General features: G+C 58.6%; 14 protein-coding genes and 1 tRNA gene. 7 read left to right on the plus strand and 8 right to left on the minus strand.

All coding sequences use genetic code 11. From position 1 onward, the window contains the following. Window positions 1-4: 4 nt before the first annotated feature. The 4 genes from JQ600_RS34580 to JQ600_RS34595 form a co-directional block, all read right to left on the minus strand. Window positions 5-388 carry a hypothetical protein gene (locus tag JQ600_RS34580; RefSeq protein WP_212391990.1) on the minus strand — a complete coding sequence of 128 codons (384 nt, stop codon included), beginning with the start codon at window positions 386-388 and terminating at the stop codon, window positions 5-7. Window positions 389-463: 75 nt separating this feature from the next. After that, window positions 464-1,897 carry an undecaprenyl-phosphate glucose phosphotransferase gene (locus tag JQ600_RS34585; protein WP_212391989.1) on the minus strand — a complete coding sequence of 478 codons (1,434 nt, stop codon included), beginning with the start codon at window positions 1,895-1,897 and terminating at the stop codon, window positions 464-466. A 375-nt stretch (window positions 1,898-2,272) separates the two neighbouring features. Next, on the minus strand, window positions 2,273-3,286 hold the full coding sequence (galE, locus tag JQ600_RS34590; RefSeq protein ID WP_212391988.1) for a UDP-glucose 4-epimerase GalE: 1,014 nt from the start codon (window positions 3,284-3,286) through the stop codon (window positions 2,273-2,275). Between the two features lie 76 nt (window positions 3,287-3,362). Then, on the minus strand, window positions 3,363-4,682 hold the full coding sequence (locus JQ600_RS34595; RefSeq protein WP_212267208.1) for a UDP-glucose/GDP-mannose dehydrogenase family protein: 1,320 nt from the start codon (window positions 4,680-4,682) through the stop codon (window positions 3,363-3,365). Window positions 4,683-4,882: 200 nt separating this feature from the next. On the opposite strand from JQ600_RS34595, the gene JQ600_RS37340 reads away from it, so the two are divergent. From JQ600_RS37340 to JQ600_RS34605, 3 genes are all read left to right on the plus strand, one after another. Next, window positions 4,883-5,017 carry a hypothetical protein gene (locus tag JQ600_RS37340; RefSeq protein WP_283814775.1) on the plus strand — a complete coding sequence of 45 codons (135 nt, stop codon included), beginning with the start codon at window positions 4,883-4,885 and terminating at the stop codon, window positions 5,015-5,017. Between the two features lie 573 nt (window positions 5,018-5,590). Further along, a complete protein-coding gene (locus tag JQ600_RS34600) occupies window positions 5,591-6,331 on the plus strand; it encodes a metallophosphoesterase family protein (protein WP_212267204.1) in 741 nt (246 codons plus the stop codon). Between the two features lie 42 nt (window positions 6,332-6,373). Then, window positions 6,374-6,703 (plus strand): hypothetical protein, encoded by a 330-nt coding sequence (locus JQ600_RS34605; RefSeq protein ID WP_212391987.1) that lies wholly within the window; start codon window positions 6,374-6,376, stop codon window positions 6,701-6,703. A 95-nt stretch (window positions 6,704-6,798) separates the two neighbouring features. On the opposite strand, the gene JQ600_RS34610 is transcribed toward JQ600_RS34605, so the two are convergent. Further along, window positions 6,799-7,179: a hypothetical protein gene (locus JQ600_RS34610; protein WP_212391986.1), complete on the minus strand. Its 381-nt coding sequence runs from the start codon at window positions 7,177-7,179 to the stop codon at window positions 6,799-6,801. Window positions 7,180-7,470: 291 nt separating this feature from the next. Further along, complete coding sequence (locus JQ600_RS34615; RefSeq protein ID WP_212391985.1) at window positions 7,471-7,887, minus strand: hypothetical protein; 417 nt, start codon at window positions 7,885-7,887, stop codon at window positions 7,471-7,473. A 230-nt stretch (window positions 7,888-8,117) separates the two neighbouring features. Here JQ600_RS34615 and JQ600_RS37345 point away from each other — a divergent pair, with 230 nt between their 5' ends. Beyond that, complete coding sequence (locus tag JQ600_RS37345; RefSeq protein WP_283813447.1) at window positions 8,118-8,243, plus strand: hypothetical protein; 126 nt, start codon at window positions 8,118-8,120, stop codon at window positions 8,241-8,243. Window positions 8,244-8,892: 649 nt separating this feature from the next. Further along, window positions 8,893-9,045 (plus strand): hypothetical protein, encoded by a 153-nt coding sequence (locus JQ600_RS34620; RefSeq protein ID WP_212490335.1) that lies wholly within the window; start codon window positions 8,893-8,895, stop codon window positions 9,043-9,045. A gap of 165 nt (window positions 9,046-9,210) precedes the next feature. Here the strand turns inward: JQ600_RS34620 and JQ600_RS34625 are convergent, their stop codons facing one another. Continuing rightward, complete coding sequence (locus JQ600_RS34625) at window positions 9,211-9,582, minus strand: H-NS family nucleoid-associated regulatory protein (protein ID WP_212267186.1); 372 nt, start codon at window positions 9,580-9,582, stop codon at window positions 9,211-9,213. Between the two features lie 501 nt (window positions 9,583-10,083). Between JQ600_RS34625 and JQ600_RS34630 the strand changes: the two genes are divergently transcribed. Then, window positions 10,084-10,242 carry a hypothetical protein gene (locus JQ600_RS34630; RefSeq protein ID WP_212267183.1) on the plus strand — a complete coding sequence of 53 codons (159 nt, stop codon included), beginning with the start codon at window positions 10,084-10,086 and terminating at the stop codon, window positions 10,240-10,242. A 932-nt stretch (window positions 10,243-11,174) separates the two neighbouring features. Here the strand turns inward: JQ600_RS34630 and JQ600_RS34635 are convergent. Further along, window positions 11,175-11,251: transfer RNA gene (locus tag JQ600_RS34635), tRNA-Met, on the minus strand. Window positions 11,252-11,553: 302 nt separating this feature from the next. On the opposite strand from JQ600_RS34635, the gene JQ600_RS34640 reads away from it, so the two are divergent. After that, window positions 11,554-13,161 carry a GMC family oxidoreductase N-terminal domain-containing protein gene (locus JQ600_RS34640; RefSeq protein ID WP_212267180.1) on the plus strand — a complete coding sequence of 536 codons (1,608 nt, stop codon included), beginning with the start codon at window positions 11,554-11,556 and terminating at the stop codon, window positions 13,159-13,161. The last annotated feature ends 381 nt before the right edge of the window (window positions 13,162-13,542 follow it).

The following is a 13,542-nucleotide window of genomic DNA, read 5'->3' on the forward strand; positions in this document are numbered from 1 at the left end:
CGGGCTACGGCTTTGCGGCCCCCCATGCGACGGGCGCGAAATCGTTCAGGCTTCGCTCATTGGACGACTGGCCCTTGAACATCAGCAGGCCGCCGCTTGTGGCGACGATGTCGCCAGCGCGTAAACTGTCATCCTCCAGAATTCTTTGGAATGATTCGCGGGCGACGTCCGCATCGGATGGCGTGGGCTGGGCAAAACTCCGCCCTTCACGCCTTCTTTCTTCGATACGCCGGCGGGCGGCCTCAATATCGGCAAGCCACTGCTCGCGAGACATTCTGGGCTCGCCGGGCTGTTCCGACTCCGACTCGACCTGCGCCATGACTTCAGGCGGAAAAACGCCACCAAAGACAAGTGCCGCAAACAGGACCCTGCATGATGCCAACAGCATCGGAAAATCCTAGACTAGGAGCCCCGAAAGGCAAAGTCCCGGGATCAGCCGAGCGCGGGACGCACCCCGTCCCGCTCAATAGGCTTCCTGATACATCATGACCATCGCGGTCCGGATGATGATCCGCATATCCAGCCAAATGCTCCAGTTGCTGACGTACCAGACGTCATACTCGACGCGCTTTTCCATCAGGTCGATGGTCGGCGTTTCGCCGCGGAAGCCGTTGACCTGCGCCCAGCCCGTCAAGCCTGGCTTCATATGATGGCGATACACATAGTTGCTGATCACCTGGTCGTAATAATTGTCATGGGCCAGCGCATGCGGTCGCGGACCGACCAGCGACATTTCCCCGCGCAGCACGTTCCAGAGCTGCGGCAATTCATCGATGCTGGTCTTCCGGAGGAAGCGGCCAACCCGGGTCACCCGCCTGTCCTGCTTGGTCGCTTGGGTAACGGTGTGGCCGTTCTCCGCAACGCTCATGCTGCGAAATTTCCAGATCTCGAAAGGCTTTCCGTTGAAGCCGCGACGGGACTGCCGGAAGATGATGCTGCCCTCTGAATCGAGCTTGATCAAAACCGCTGAAATGATCAACAGAGGCGCCAGCATCAAAAGGGCAATCGAGGCGAGGCCGATGTCCAGACACCGCTTCTGCGCGCGTTCGAAGATCGATAGCGGCGGCCGCTGAATTTCGATCGCCATCGTTCCGCTGACGGGCATGAACGGCCGCGAAACCAGATCTGCGATCGGAAAATCAGGCAGCAGCCGAATCGGCTGCGGGACCTGGCGCAGCCGCTGACTCAGCTTCTGAAGCATCGGCAGTTCGTTCCAGTCGATTGCCAGTAGAAACTCCTCGGCATTCGTCGTGCGCGACTGCCGAATGATGTTCAAAATCTCGGCGTCGAGGGCCGCGTCATCCTGCGTCGCGTTCAACACGAAATGACGCACGACGTCGAAGCCGTTCTTGCGCAAGTCCTTGAAGCGGTTCGAAGTAAAATCGAGCGGTTTCAGGCTGAGCAGCACGACCCTGCGGTCAATCAAATGACCCTTTGCCAGCGAAGACGCCAGGCCGATGCGCCAGGCCGCCCGGTGCGCGCCCAGGCTGACAAGCCCGGTAATCGCGAACACGATGGTCGTACCGCGCGAAAGGCTCGTGGTCGATTTCAGAAGAAAGGCGATGAGAGCCAGAATCGCCAGCGACATCATCCAGACGAAAACAACCTTCCGCGCCTGCCACATTCCGTTGAACAGACGATGGCTGTCGTAGACGCGCTGGAAAAACGCTATTGCGACGAACGCAACACCGACGATCAGGCCCGCACCAATCGGAACTTCCTGATCGGCCGGCGTTCCCATGAACTGGCGATAGACGACACCCGCCACCAGATAGCTCACCAGGATCAGCAGAAAGTCGCCACTGATGAGAAAAATCTGGAAAGGGCGCTGCAGGGACGCGCCACGACTTGCAATCGTCGCAGAGACGTCTTCGGTACCATATGTTGTTGCAGACATCTCAGGCCCTCGTCACTTCCATCACTGCAACCGCCGACATCGCTGCAACCGCCGAGGTGTTGATTTAAATAATCGGAGGGCAACGAGCGATGCCGAATTAATCTCGCGGAAAGATCTTCGACGACCGCTTTGAGAGAGTGCTAACCAATCGAAGCGAGAGTGTGGCACCGCACCCAAAAAATCAAATGTATTTTTGCATTGCGTCAATGCGGCAATTAAATGATCAGTCCGTGCTATTTAAATATTCAATATGCGCGCCACATGCGCAATGGACCATCAAAAACAGGGCAATTTTTTCCCACCGCGCCATAATTCCGGTGTCGCGTCATAATCCTGATAATTATGTGGCGCCGGTGCAGCACGCCCTTCGTGCGCTTATCGAGATCGCGTTTCGGCATCAATGCGGGGGTGGGCCGATTGATGCCAGGCCCACGAGGACCTCACAACCGTTGCCAGATCCGAGCAAGCGGGACGAAAATCGAGATCAGCGCGAGCTGCCGACGGATCGGCGACCAGAATCGGCGGATCACCGGGCCGACGCGGCCTTGTCACCAGTGGAACGTTAAGGCCTGTTTCGCGCTCGATGGCCGCCAGCACCTGACGCACCGAGAATCCAGAACCCGTACCAAGATTGTAGCGACCGCCCGGAGAGCCCTTCAGCAGGGCATCGAGGGCACGAACATGCGCTGCAGCCAGATCCACCACGTGAATGTAGTCGCGTATCGCCGTACCGTCCGGGGTCTCATAATCATCCCCGAAAATCGCAAAGTCGCTGACATGACCTTGCAGGGTCATCATCGCGCGCGGAATGAGATGGGTTTCCGGATCACGAAGTTCGCCGATCGATCCCGACAATTCCGCACCACAGGCGTTGAAATAGCGCAGACAGAACGAATGCATGCCATAGGCGGAGCGATAATCCGCCAGGATTTGCTCGATCATCCATTTCGAGACGCCGTAAGGGTTCACGGCAACGCCGGCGGCGCCCTCACTGATCGGATCGCGACCCGCATTGCCGTAGACCGCTCCGGTACTCGAAAAGACCAGGCGGCGGCATTTCTGCTCGAGCATCGCTTTCAATAGCGACAATGTTCCGCAAACATTGTTCAGATAATATTTCTGGGGCGCGGTGACGGATTCACCCACCTGGCTGAATGCAGCAAAATGCATCACGGCGACGACGTCGTGGGACGCGATCGCTTCGGCCACTCGCGCCGTGTCACTGACGTCGCCCTCGACAAAAGGACCCCACTTCACGAAGCTGCGGTGACCGGTCGACAGGTTATCGAAGCATACCGGGACGTAGCCGGCCTCCGACAAAGCCTTGCAGCAGTGTGCGCCGATATAACCGGCTCCTCCGGTCACGAGAATGGCAGGGCCTTGGGACACGGGTTTCTCCACGAAAGCAGTACTTGGATTGAGAAGCGGTAGTTGCCTTCAGGCTGACGTTGGTATCGCGTTCACGCTAGCCCGCTGCTTTCGTTTGGCGCCCGACGCTTTGGTACAGGAATCCCCTGCCGGTCAGATCGTCCGGATTGTATACGTTTCGCAGATCGATCACGACCGGAGCCGCCATCTCCTGCTTTAGCCGATCAAGATCGAGGGCTCGAAATTGCTCCCACTCGGTCACGATGACCAATGCGTCGGCGCCCTCGGCGCAGCTGTAGGCGTTTTCGTGATACTCGATGTCAGGCATCTCCAATCGGGCCTGTTCCATGCCCACCGGATCGAACGCCCGAACCGTCGCGCCCAAGTCGCGGAGCGCCGTAATCAGCGGTATCGAGGGGGCCTCTCTCATGTCGTCGGTATTGGGCTTGAAGGTCAAGCCGAGGACAGCAACTGTTTTTCCGCGAAGGTTGCCACCGAATGGCGCGGCCACTTTGCGGGCCATGGCGCGCTTGCGGGTGTCGTTGACCGAATTCACCGCTTCCAGAATCCGCAAGGGGACGTCGTAGTCCTGCGCAGTCTTGATCAGCGCACGGGTGTCCTTGGGAAAACACGAGCCACCGTAACCAGGACCGGCATGAAGGAATTTCGATCCGATGCGATTGTCCAAGCCTATGCCGCGGGCAATCTCCTGAACGTCCGCGCCGACCTTTTCCGCCAGATCGGCGATTTCGTTGATGAAGGTGATCTTGGTAGCCAGAAATGCATTGGCCGCATACTTGATGAGTTCGGCGGTACGACGCCCGGTGTACATGATCGGCGCCTGATTCAGATAAAGCGGCCGGTATATCTCGCCGATCACCTTGCGCGCGCGCGGATCTTCGGTGCCCACGACGATGCGGTCCGGATGCTTGAAGTCCCGCACGGCCGCGCCTTCGCGCAGAAACTCCGGGTTCGACGCGACGGCGACATCGGCAGAAGGATTCACCTGCTCGATGATTCGCTCGACCTCATCGCCTGTGCCCACCGGGACGGTCGATTTCGTGACGATGACGGTAAAACCCTGGACGGATTTCGCAATTTCTCGCGACGCCGCATAAACATAGCTGAGATCCGCGTGACCATCGCCGCGCCGCGACGGCGTGCCGACCGCGATAAAGACAACGTCGGCTTCGCCTACCGGTCCCGCAAGGTCGGTCGTGAAGACGAGGCGGCCTTCGCGCGCGTTGGTTTGGACAACGCGGTCAAGATCGGGCTCGAATATCGGAATTTCGCCGCGCTGTAGCGACGCGATCTTGGCCTCGTCCTTGTCCACGCAAGTGACGTGGTGCCCAAAGTCGGCGAAACAGGCACCCGAAACCAATCCAACGTATCCCGTTCCCACAACAACAACGCGCATGAGCTGAGCACTTTCTTTTTCCGGTATTTAATTCCCGACAGCGAAGGCTTTAAATTAACCATGGAAGCGGGTCAAACCTACCCCTTCGATTAAGGAGGCAGCCCGATTTCCCAGCGCTCGGCGCAAAATCCGGGATTGTCCTGCAAACGCAGCACTCACACGAAACAAAAGGTCTGGAAGCAAGGGACGCCGGAAATTAAATGCGCAATGTTGATCGGTTCAACGCGATCCAGAAAATTTACCGCGCTGAGCGCCCGTCGGCGAGCATCTCCCCGGCAACCGGCCTGGCATCAGAATTTCAAGCAATTTCAATGGCTAAATTAAGCCAATTTTAGGGAGGCCAGCGTTAGGAAACACAGTAGTTTGTATGGAGTAGGTGGTGTGACCACACTGGCCATTTGCAGTACCTTGATTGGATTGGTTCTTGGAATTCGCTTCCGGTTTCTGATTCTGGTGCCCATTCTTTTCGTTGGATCGGTTTCACTGGCGGCGATTTCGATGACACAGGGCCAGACCCTGCTCCAGGCAATTTCAGCGATAGTGGTTTTCGCAGCGCTTCTCCAGGTTGGATACGCATGCACAGCGCTGTTGAAGTCCTTCGCAAGGGCTCCCCGTGCCGACAGGACGGTGCCCCATGCCGGCGTCGTCGTTGTCCGGAAGTCCTGATCCTCGATAAGGGGCGATTGCAAGTCCACCACAGGACGCACGTCAGCCAGCCTGTCCCTGCGGCCTGATCCGGCCGCGCCAGTGAGCAACGCCGTTGCGGCTTGCCGTCGAACACCCGGGACTCGCCCGGCGTCCTGCCAAACCTGTATCAGGATGATATATATTCATCCCAGGCGATTAATGCCAAGGTGAGGATTCGCGCGGCCTCGAGCCCGGGACGCCTTTGAGAGTATATTATCCCGATGTTGTCAGCACTGCGCCATGCGAAGCCGATGGCGAAGCCAAGGTTGCCGGACGGGGTTCGCATCTACGCCATCAGCGATATTCACGGCTGCGCGCATCTACTTGATCAAATGCTCCGGGTCATCGACGCCGACGTTGCACACAGCAGGCCACGTCACGCGATAGAAGTCTTCATGGGCGATTACATCGACCGCGGGCCGGATTCGCGCTCAACGCTCGACCTCCTGATTGAACGTTCCCAACGTGGAAACGCGGTCTTCCTGAAGGGCAATCACGAAGCCTTTCTTGACGACGTCTTTCGCGATCCCGGCCGCATGGGGAATTGGTTTCAGGTCGGTGGACTGGAAACATTGATGTCCTACGGACTTTCCCCGTCGGTCAATCCGGACGGCGACGAGCAGCATGCATTAATGAGAGAGCTATCCGAGGTAATGCCGGCGCGCCATCGCGACTTTCTGGGGCGCTTGCGTCTCAACTTCTCTTGCGGGGATTTCTTTTTTGTTCATGCAGGTGTTCGACCGGGCATCCGGCTGGCTGAGCAGCGGGAGGAAGACCTGCTTTGGATCCGAGAGGATTTTCTTCAGCATAAGAAGCGGTTCAGCAAATATATTGTTCATGGTCATACACCGGTTCGCAGTGCAGAGATTTTGGCAAACCGCGCCAACATAGATACGGGCGCCTACGCCACCGGCAATTTGACGCTGCTCTCAATTCAGGGTTCCAGCCTGCTGGCAATCTGAGCATCGCTTGCCCCGGGGCACCGGCGTCCCAGGCAATTACGGATGGCCAGCCGTCGCGCCGTCCGGGTCGCCAGCCTTGCGGCTCGCTGGGTGCGGCCATGGCTGATCCAGGCAATGGGCTGCGATTGGCGCCGGATTCATGCCGACCGAGACGGCATCCCCGTTAGGGAACTGCGGATTGCTCAGAAGTCAGGCTGGGAAGCTGACCGTTCTTCAATTACGATTAAAATAATCACGCGCGAAGCAACGGCTATCGGGCGGCAAAAAAGGGGAGGATGTCCTATGCGAGTTGGGATCGAGATCAACTTCGCCTTATGGGGAATGATTATCTGCGTGGTGATCGAGGCGCTTCAAACCTTCGCGTTCCTGTGAACGCCTTGGCGTTGCGGCGCCTTGCCTGAAGACCCGTTCCGGAATGAGCCCGGCGCGAAGTTGTTCGCAGCCAGCTTTTCAGTGCTGCCGTCGGACTATGGGCTGACGACGACCAGGTAGACGGTGAGCATTCCCACGCTGACCATGCCGATGGCGAGCGCCGATCGCAGCACCTGGATGCGCGGAGACATTCCAGCCATCCGCCGGGCTCGGCGAGGACCGTTTGAGCTGACGTCGCGTGGCCGGCGCACGTGGAGCGACTCGCTGCTGCCTGCGTCGATGATCCGGCGCCTGTCGGTGAAGGTCGCATGATGTCTTAGATATAGTTCGAGGAGCCGCAATTCGCGCGACAAATCCCTCGCAACGTCCTGCCACCGAAGCAGCGCTTCGAGTTCCAGGGTTTCCTCCAGAGTGAGGCCGGCAATGGCAATCCGTCCATCGTCCGCAACCCGATATCGGAAATCCTCTGGATCCATGCAAGCAACCCTCAGGCAATGCCTTTCCAGTTTAAAATCGGGATTCGTAAAGCGCCGATCGTAGCGTCCTCCGGCGCACGGCGAGAGTCCAAATGATCGCCAAGGCGATGGTCGATTGCTGCGCAGCCTGGGAGTTTCGAAGGCAAGTCGGTCGCGGACCGAGACCCGATCCGGGCGATCAACGGCGTTTGGCAAGGCGTACAGCTCGATCCGAAGCCTGTTGTCTTGAGGGACCGGTACTGACCGGGCTGAATCTGGTCCCAGGAAAATGGCGCTGCGGCCGCGCAAGACTTACGCGGCGGGTGCAGGAGGCTTGAAGTCCGGAAAGCGGCTAAGCAAAGCAGCCTTCAAAAACTTGAAGTGGGCTATCGTTGTCGCAAGTTCCTGAAGCCGGCGCTGTCCGTTGGAGATCTCGTTGCCGAACAAGGTCTGGTGGTGGCTGTCGAGTGCGTCGCGCTCAAGGTACTCGTCGGTGCCATTTCCGAATGTCACCGCAGCACGGGCCAGGACGTCTTCGACGCGCCGGCTGAGGCCCGATTGCTCCTGCTCCGCCTCGCGAATGGAAGCATCCAGCGCGCCCAGAATGGAGCTCACCCGTAACCGGTCGGTGTCGAGATCACGTCCGGCCGACCGAACCCTGAAATCCCGGTCGCCCGATCGATCGCCAGCATGCTTTTGCGCGCGAGTCCGTGAGAGCAGCTGAAACATCGTTTAATGCCCGTCCCGTTGGCGCCGCCACGGCAGCATAATGCCCTAGGTCACTCGAACCTGGTTAATAATTATTTAATTTTGCGGACGGCTCTGCGGGCATCGGGCATCTTCCCTTCAAATGTCGTTGATCTGAGGTCCGGCTCGCACGATCGCGGCAAGCACCGATGCCACTCAAGGCACTCGTCGATTCATTGCTCGGATCTGCGCAAGCCAGGATCTGCCGGTCCGTGCCGTCCATGCCCATGCTCGCGATGATGGACGCGATCCTGCTGCTCGGGGAGCTCTCGCCATACGTCCCGCGAAATTTTTCGTTCATGGCCTTCGACGCGGACGATCAAGTGTTCACCGTCTGAGCGAACAAAGGACGCGACCGCACCGTCCCACAGCTTAGCCAGGAAAATGTACGCCATTCACGCTCCCATAACTCCGATCGCCCGTGCAGCCGGTCTTGCGGCACCGACACTTTGATTGTTGATTGCCTGCCGCTCGCGCCCGTGACGCCCATGGAAAGCGATTCGATCGAATCCGAATTCACCGGGCCCTGCATCCTGCCCGTCGGTCAGGAAAGAAACCAGGTCACCAGGTTCAAAAAGATGGAGCCCAGAAAGTACATCCACACCGCCATTACCAGCAGTATCAGCCCTAGGAATCCTCCCGTGAAAAACTTCTCTTTGGCCCTGACAACAAACGGGATTCTTTCCGGCCGCTGCAGCATTTTGGCGCGCTCTGCTTGTTTGGAGAAATGAGAACGAGGTGCTGAACCTGATCAGCTCGTGGCACACCCTCTAGTGGCGCACTGTGTTCAGTAAATGTCGATCAGCTCGGTGATCAAATAAAATCTGATTCCTAATCCAAATGTGGCTTGGGCAGTTGAATTTTAAAATTTGATCGGAGTAATATCTATTTAAATGCCGGCAGCAAGATAACTCTCGCGAGATGGCATCTCAGTCCGTTTGGCCTTCTCCTCGACGGACAAAACTTCCTGATATTCGCGGATCGATCATGCAGCAGACTTCTCTGAGCGACAGATATGTGGATTTTGCCAATCACTGCCTGCAGCTGGCCGCCACGACGACCGATGAACAATCGCGCCGGATGCTGCGCGAGATGGCAACCAAATGGCTCGAACTGGCCGAGGTGGCACTGGCCGGCTAGGCCGTCGACCGGCGAAGCGGGAAGACGACTTCCAGCGCGCCCACCCGCCGTGCGCTCGAGGCAGTCACCCTTGCGCGGCAGGCCCAGCGTATGGCCCGGCCGATTTGCGGCGCGCTGAATGACGTCCGCGGCAGCGAACGTGCGTCGGGGCCGAACTTCTGCGGTCTACCGGGTGCTCGCGCGCTTGCGCTTGACGCGATCAATCAGAAAATCATTCATCTTCTTGCCGGCCTTGAGCTGCAATACCATCCAGCGCGGCTGCTTGCCTCGACCGGCCCACGTTTCGGACGGGTCAGATGGATTCTGGAATTTGGGAAGCACCGGAGGATATTTTCGGCGAGCGGCTCGCCGTTCCGCCACTTGCCGATCCGGCCGTTTGATTTTCGCCATCATGCCGCTGTTCAGCTTCGCAAGGCGTTGCTCCAGCTCACGTTTTTCACTCGTTATTTTTTCGGCCAGGATATTGCCGACTTGCTCATGGAGGGCCCACAACTCATCCATGGAAAATGACGAGAGATTGAATTTGCGAAACTTCATTTCTTCTCCCTGCAATATTTTTCTGGCGACTTATTTGTTCGCTCAGGTTGTATTCCCATTCAATACTTCGCAAAATTACCACATTTGATTAGGGGAAATACGGGTTCGCATCAAAAAAATTTCTCGCAGGAGGCAATTTGGAGGACAAATTTGCCCGCCACAACATCCAATGGTTGCCTCCTATAATGATACAATCTTTTGAAGTTGGCCGGAGCCGGTGCAAATCGGAATCCGGCTCGGCATCTTCCCGATCGGGGCCTTTTGAATGCCAGTGAGCCCAGCACCGGCAATTCGGCGTGCGCGACCGATGTGCTCCCCCGAAAAGTAGCGCTGCAGGGTTGGGCGCCCATGTGATGGGACCTGTCGGCATGCACCTCGCAATCGGGTGCGGAAACGCGCATTCCCGAGTTTTCAGTCGACAGCGACGATCAAACGATCGCCCTAACGCATCCGCCCGTTTGCGCGAACCCTACTGGGCTCCAGGGGCGCCAGTGACTGCCGTTGCCGAAGCGTTATCGCGCGGCGCAAGGCCAGATTTTCCTCAAGCTGCTGGGCGAGTTGCAAACGCGTCTCGTAGATATTGCGGAGGGAGGAATCCTGCAGCTGAATTTCACGTCCAAGGTGTTCACCGGCGGAAAAATCCTGATCGTCATCACATAGCATTGGTGAACTCATCTTCTATTCCACTTTGTTTGGCGGGCTGTATTGGCGCAGAGTTGCGACAATAAAGCGACAAGCGCGCGGTTCCGGCGCACAGAAAATAAAAAGCACAAGGCGTGCCACCCGGCGAGCTTCTGCAACAACGCAACCGACCCATGCAATCAATGAATAACAGACATACTCAAATAGGAGCCCGGCGAATCGCTCCAAGCGAGGGGACACCAGATCAAAAAAAATCGGAATGCTAGAGCACCGAGCGATCTCGAACGGGAAATGCCGCTGTCGACCCACCTTCGGCTGCGAGCCAGGCACTCCAGCCGATTTCGTGTTTGCGATAAAGCTCGAACCATCGCCTCTCTTCGGGCGTCGTTGGCTCGCCATCCGGAGTCCAGGTGGCGTTGCCTGAATCGCCTTCGACAGAAAGATGGTCCAGCCGTTCGAACTCACGTGTCTCCTCTACCGTCAACCCGATGAGGGTATAAGGCTGTGCGATGTTTGCCTGATATCGCCTTGGAAAGATTCTTCGTTCACAACTCACGTGCACCACTCCCACCAAGCGGCCCCGCGTGATGCTAACCTTTTCACGTTTCGCTTTCGTGGTGAAAGAATTGTCTGTCGTCGGAAGATTTAGGCAGCGCATTGCTTACTGAGTACTCATAGCGATGGGGTTTGCAGTACAGCTGTCGGGTGCAGCACGGCAGCGTATATGCGCGAAGATCGGCCGGCGCTATTCGTTCGCTCGTTGAGAGTCGGAACGCCGTGGCGGCACACGGCACACATCAGGCAGGCGTTGAGACCTTCCGCCAATCGCCTGCGCATCGAAGCCACCGATTTGACGCCGCGCGATTCGCCCGCACGGGATTGGCCCGATGGCCGGGATCGGCGACCCCAAAGAAAAACCCTTCCAGGTCGATGACCTGGAAGGGCTAACTTGGTTGCGGGGATAGGATTTGAACCTATGACCTTCAGGTTATGAGCCTGACGAGCTACCGGGCTGCTCCACCCCGCGTTAAACCGTTGCGCGCCTTCCCAAAAACCGAACCCGAAGCGAAAGCGGCCAACGCTTTTGGGCGTCGATCGTTCCCGTCCAGAGGCTTCCTGAGAAGGCAACCCGGGCAATGCCCCTGGGTGCGAGGGGTATGTATCAACGCAAGCCTGCTTTGGAAAGGCCCATGGTGCAGTTTTTGAGGTTTTTGTGACGCCAAAAACGGCACGAAACGGCCTCGGGAAGCCGCCCTTGCCATCAAAGGCGCAAAAGCGGAACTTTGACGCAACAAAAGTCCACAAAAACATCATTATCGGGGGCGGCGCGTGACGGACATATTCGATTTCGTGGTGGTGGGGGGCGGCTCCGGCGGCTGCACGGTGGCGGGACGGCTTTCGGAGGACCCAAAGACGTCGGTGGCGTTGCTGGATGCCGGCGGCAAGAACGACAATTGGGTGGTCACCACGCCGTTCGCGCTGGCGCTGATGGTGACCGGCACCATCAACAATTGGGCCTTCAACACCGTGCCGCAGGCCGGCCTCAACGGCCGCATCGGCTATCAGCCGCGCGGCAAGGGGCTCGGCGGCTCGTCCGCGATCAACGCCATGGTCTATATCCGCGGCCACCGCAGCGACTACGACCAATGGGCCTCGCTCGGCAACGCCGGCTGGTCGTTCTCCGACGTGCTGCCTTTTTTCAAGCGCTCGGAAAACAACGCCGATTTCGGCGGCGAATATCACGGCAAGGACGGCCCGCTCGCCGTCAACAAACTGCGCACCGAAAATCCGGTGCAGCAGATCTTCCTGCAGGCGGCGCAGGAAGGCCAATTCCGGATCCGCGAAGATTTCAACGCCGAGGACCATGAAGGCCTCGGCATCTACCAGGTGACGCAGAAGAACGGCGAACGCTGGAGCGCGGCGCGCGCCTATATCCATCCGCATATGAATAGCCGCGCCAATCTGCGCGTCGAGACCACCGCGCAAGCCACGCGCATCCTGTTCGAGGGCAAGCGCGCGGTCGGCGTCGAATACCGCCAGGGCAAGGAGTTGAAGCAGCTCCGCGCCCGGCGCGAGGTGATCGTCGCCTCCGGCGCGTTCCAGACCCCGCAGCTGCTGATGCTGTCCGGCGTCGGCGACGGCGCGGCGCTTGGCAAGCACGGCATCGCAAGCGTGCATCATTTGCCCGGCGTCGGACAGAACTTGCAGGACCATCCTGACTTCGTGTTCGGCTACCTGTCCGACAATCCGAATTTCAACGGCCTTTCGCTCAAGGCCCTGCCGCGGCTGCTGCGCGGTATCCGCCAGTACCGGCGCGAGCGCCGCGGGCCGATGACGTCGAATTTCGCCGAATGCGGCGGCTTCCTGAAAACCCGGCCCGACCTCGACGTGCCCGACGTGCAATTGCATTTCGGCATGGCGCTGACCGACGATCACGGCCGCAAGCGGCACAAGGGCACGGGCTTCTCGCTCCATGTCTGCCAGCTGCGGCCAAAGAGCCGCGGCCATGTCGCGCTCGGCAGCGCCGATCCTTTTGCGCCGCCGTTGATCGATCCGAATTTCCTCGGCCATCCCGACGATCTCGAAACCATGGTCGGCGGTTACAAGGTGACAAAACGGTTGCTGGACACGCCGGCGCTGCGCGCGCTGCAGAAACAGGACATGTTCACCGCTGATGTGCACACCGACGACGACATCCGCAAGCTTCTGCGCGCCCGTGTCGACACCGTCTATCACCCGGTCGGCACCGCCAAGATGGGCGTTGGCGATCCGATGGCAGTGGTCGATCCCAAGCTGAAAGTGTACGGCCTGGAAGGCCTGCGCATCGTCGATGCCTCCGTGATGCCGACCCTGATCGGCGGCAACACCAACGCGCCGACGATCATGATCGGCGAGAAGGCGGCGGATATGATCAAGGCCGAGATGCGGGCGGGGTGAGCCATCAGCTGTCATCACCACAGGCGCTCCAGTATGCCAATCACTATCCGTCGTCCCGGCGAAGGCCGGGACCCATAACCACAGGCGGTAATTGCTTTTGCACGCTGGTCGTCATCTTCCTTTTTCAATAACAGGGGCCGCGGCCTATGGGTCCCGGCCTTCGCGGGACGACAAAAATTATTCTCGCGACGCATTGCGCCCGAGCTTTGCCAGAAACTTCCCGCCCTCCCCAAATGAGAGGGCGCAGGGAAGACCGGGTGCGCGCTGCACCCGCGGTCTCGCGTGCGGTTTGCACAAAACAAGGTGCACACGAGCATACAGGGCAGCGGAGAACACCCGGCCTTCCCTGCGCAATGGCTTTACGGCTTATGCCGTGATCTC

The sequence above is a fragment of the Bradyrhizobium sp. AUGA SZCCT0176 genome (assembly GCF_018130145.1).
Taxonomy (GTDB): Bacteria; Pseudomonadota; Alphaproteobacteria; order Rhizobiales; family Xanthobacteraceae; genus Bradyrhizobium.

Coding starts and splice junctions, on each gene's coding strand:
- JQ600_RS34580 (WP_212391990.1), bottom strand. CDS start 388: ATGCTGTTGGCATCATGCAGGGTCCTGTTTGCGGCACTTGTCTTTGGT.
- JQ600_RS34585 (WP_212391989.1), bottom strand. CDS start 1,897: ATGTCTGCAACAACATATGGTACCGAAGACGTCTCTGCGACGATTGCA.
- JQ600_RS34595 (WP_212267208.1), bottom strand. CDS start 4,682: ATGCGCGTTGTTGTTGTGGGAACGGGATACGTTGGATTGGTTTCGGGT.
- JQ600_RS37340 (WP_283814775.1), top strand. CDS start 4,883: ATGCGCAATGTTGATCGGTTCAACGCGATCCAGAAAATTTACCGCGCT.
- JQ600_RS34600 (WP_212267204.1), top strand. CDS start 5,591: ATGTTGTCAGCACTGCGCCATGCGAAGCCGATGGCGAAGCCAAGGTTG.
- JQ600_RS34605 (WP_212391987.1), top strand. CDS start 6,374: ATGGCCAGCCGTCGCGCCGTCCGGGTCGCCAGCCTTGCGGCTCGCTGG.
- JQ600_RS34610 (WP_212391986.1), bottom strand. CDS start 7,179: ATGGATCCAGAGGATTTCCGATATCGGGTTGCGGACGATGGACGGATT.
- JQ600_RS34615 (WP_212391985.1), bottom strand. CDS start 7,887: ATGTTTCAGCTGCTCTCACGGACTCGCGCGCAAAAGCATGCTGGCGAT.
- JQ600_RS34620 (WP_212490335.1), top strand. CDS start 8,893: ATGCAGCAGACTTCTCTGAGCGACAGATATGTGGATTTTGCCAATCAC.
- JQ600_RS34625 (WP_212267186.1), bottom strand. CDS start 9,582: ATGAAGTTTCGCAAATTCAATCTCTCGTCATTTTCCATGGATGAGTTG.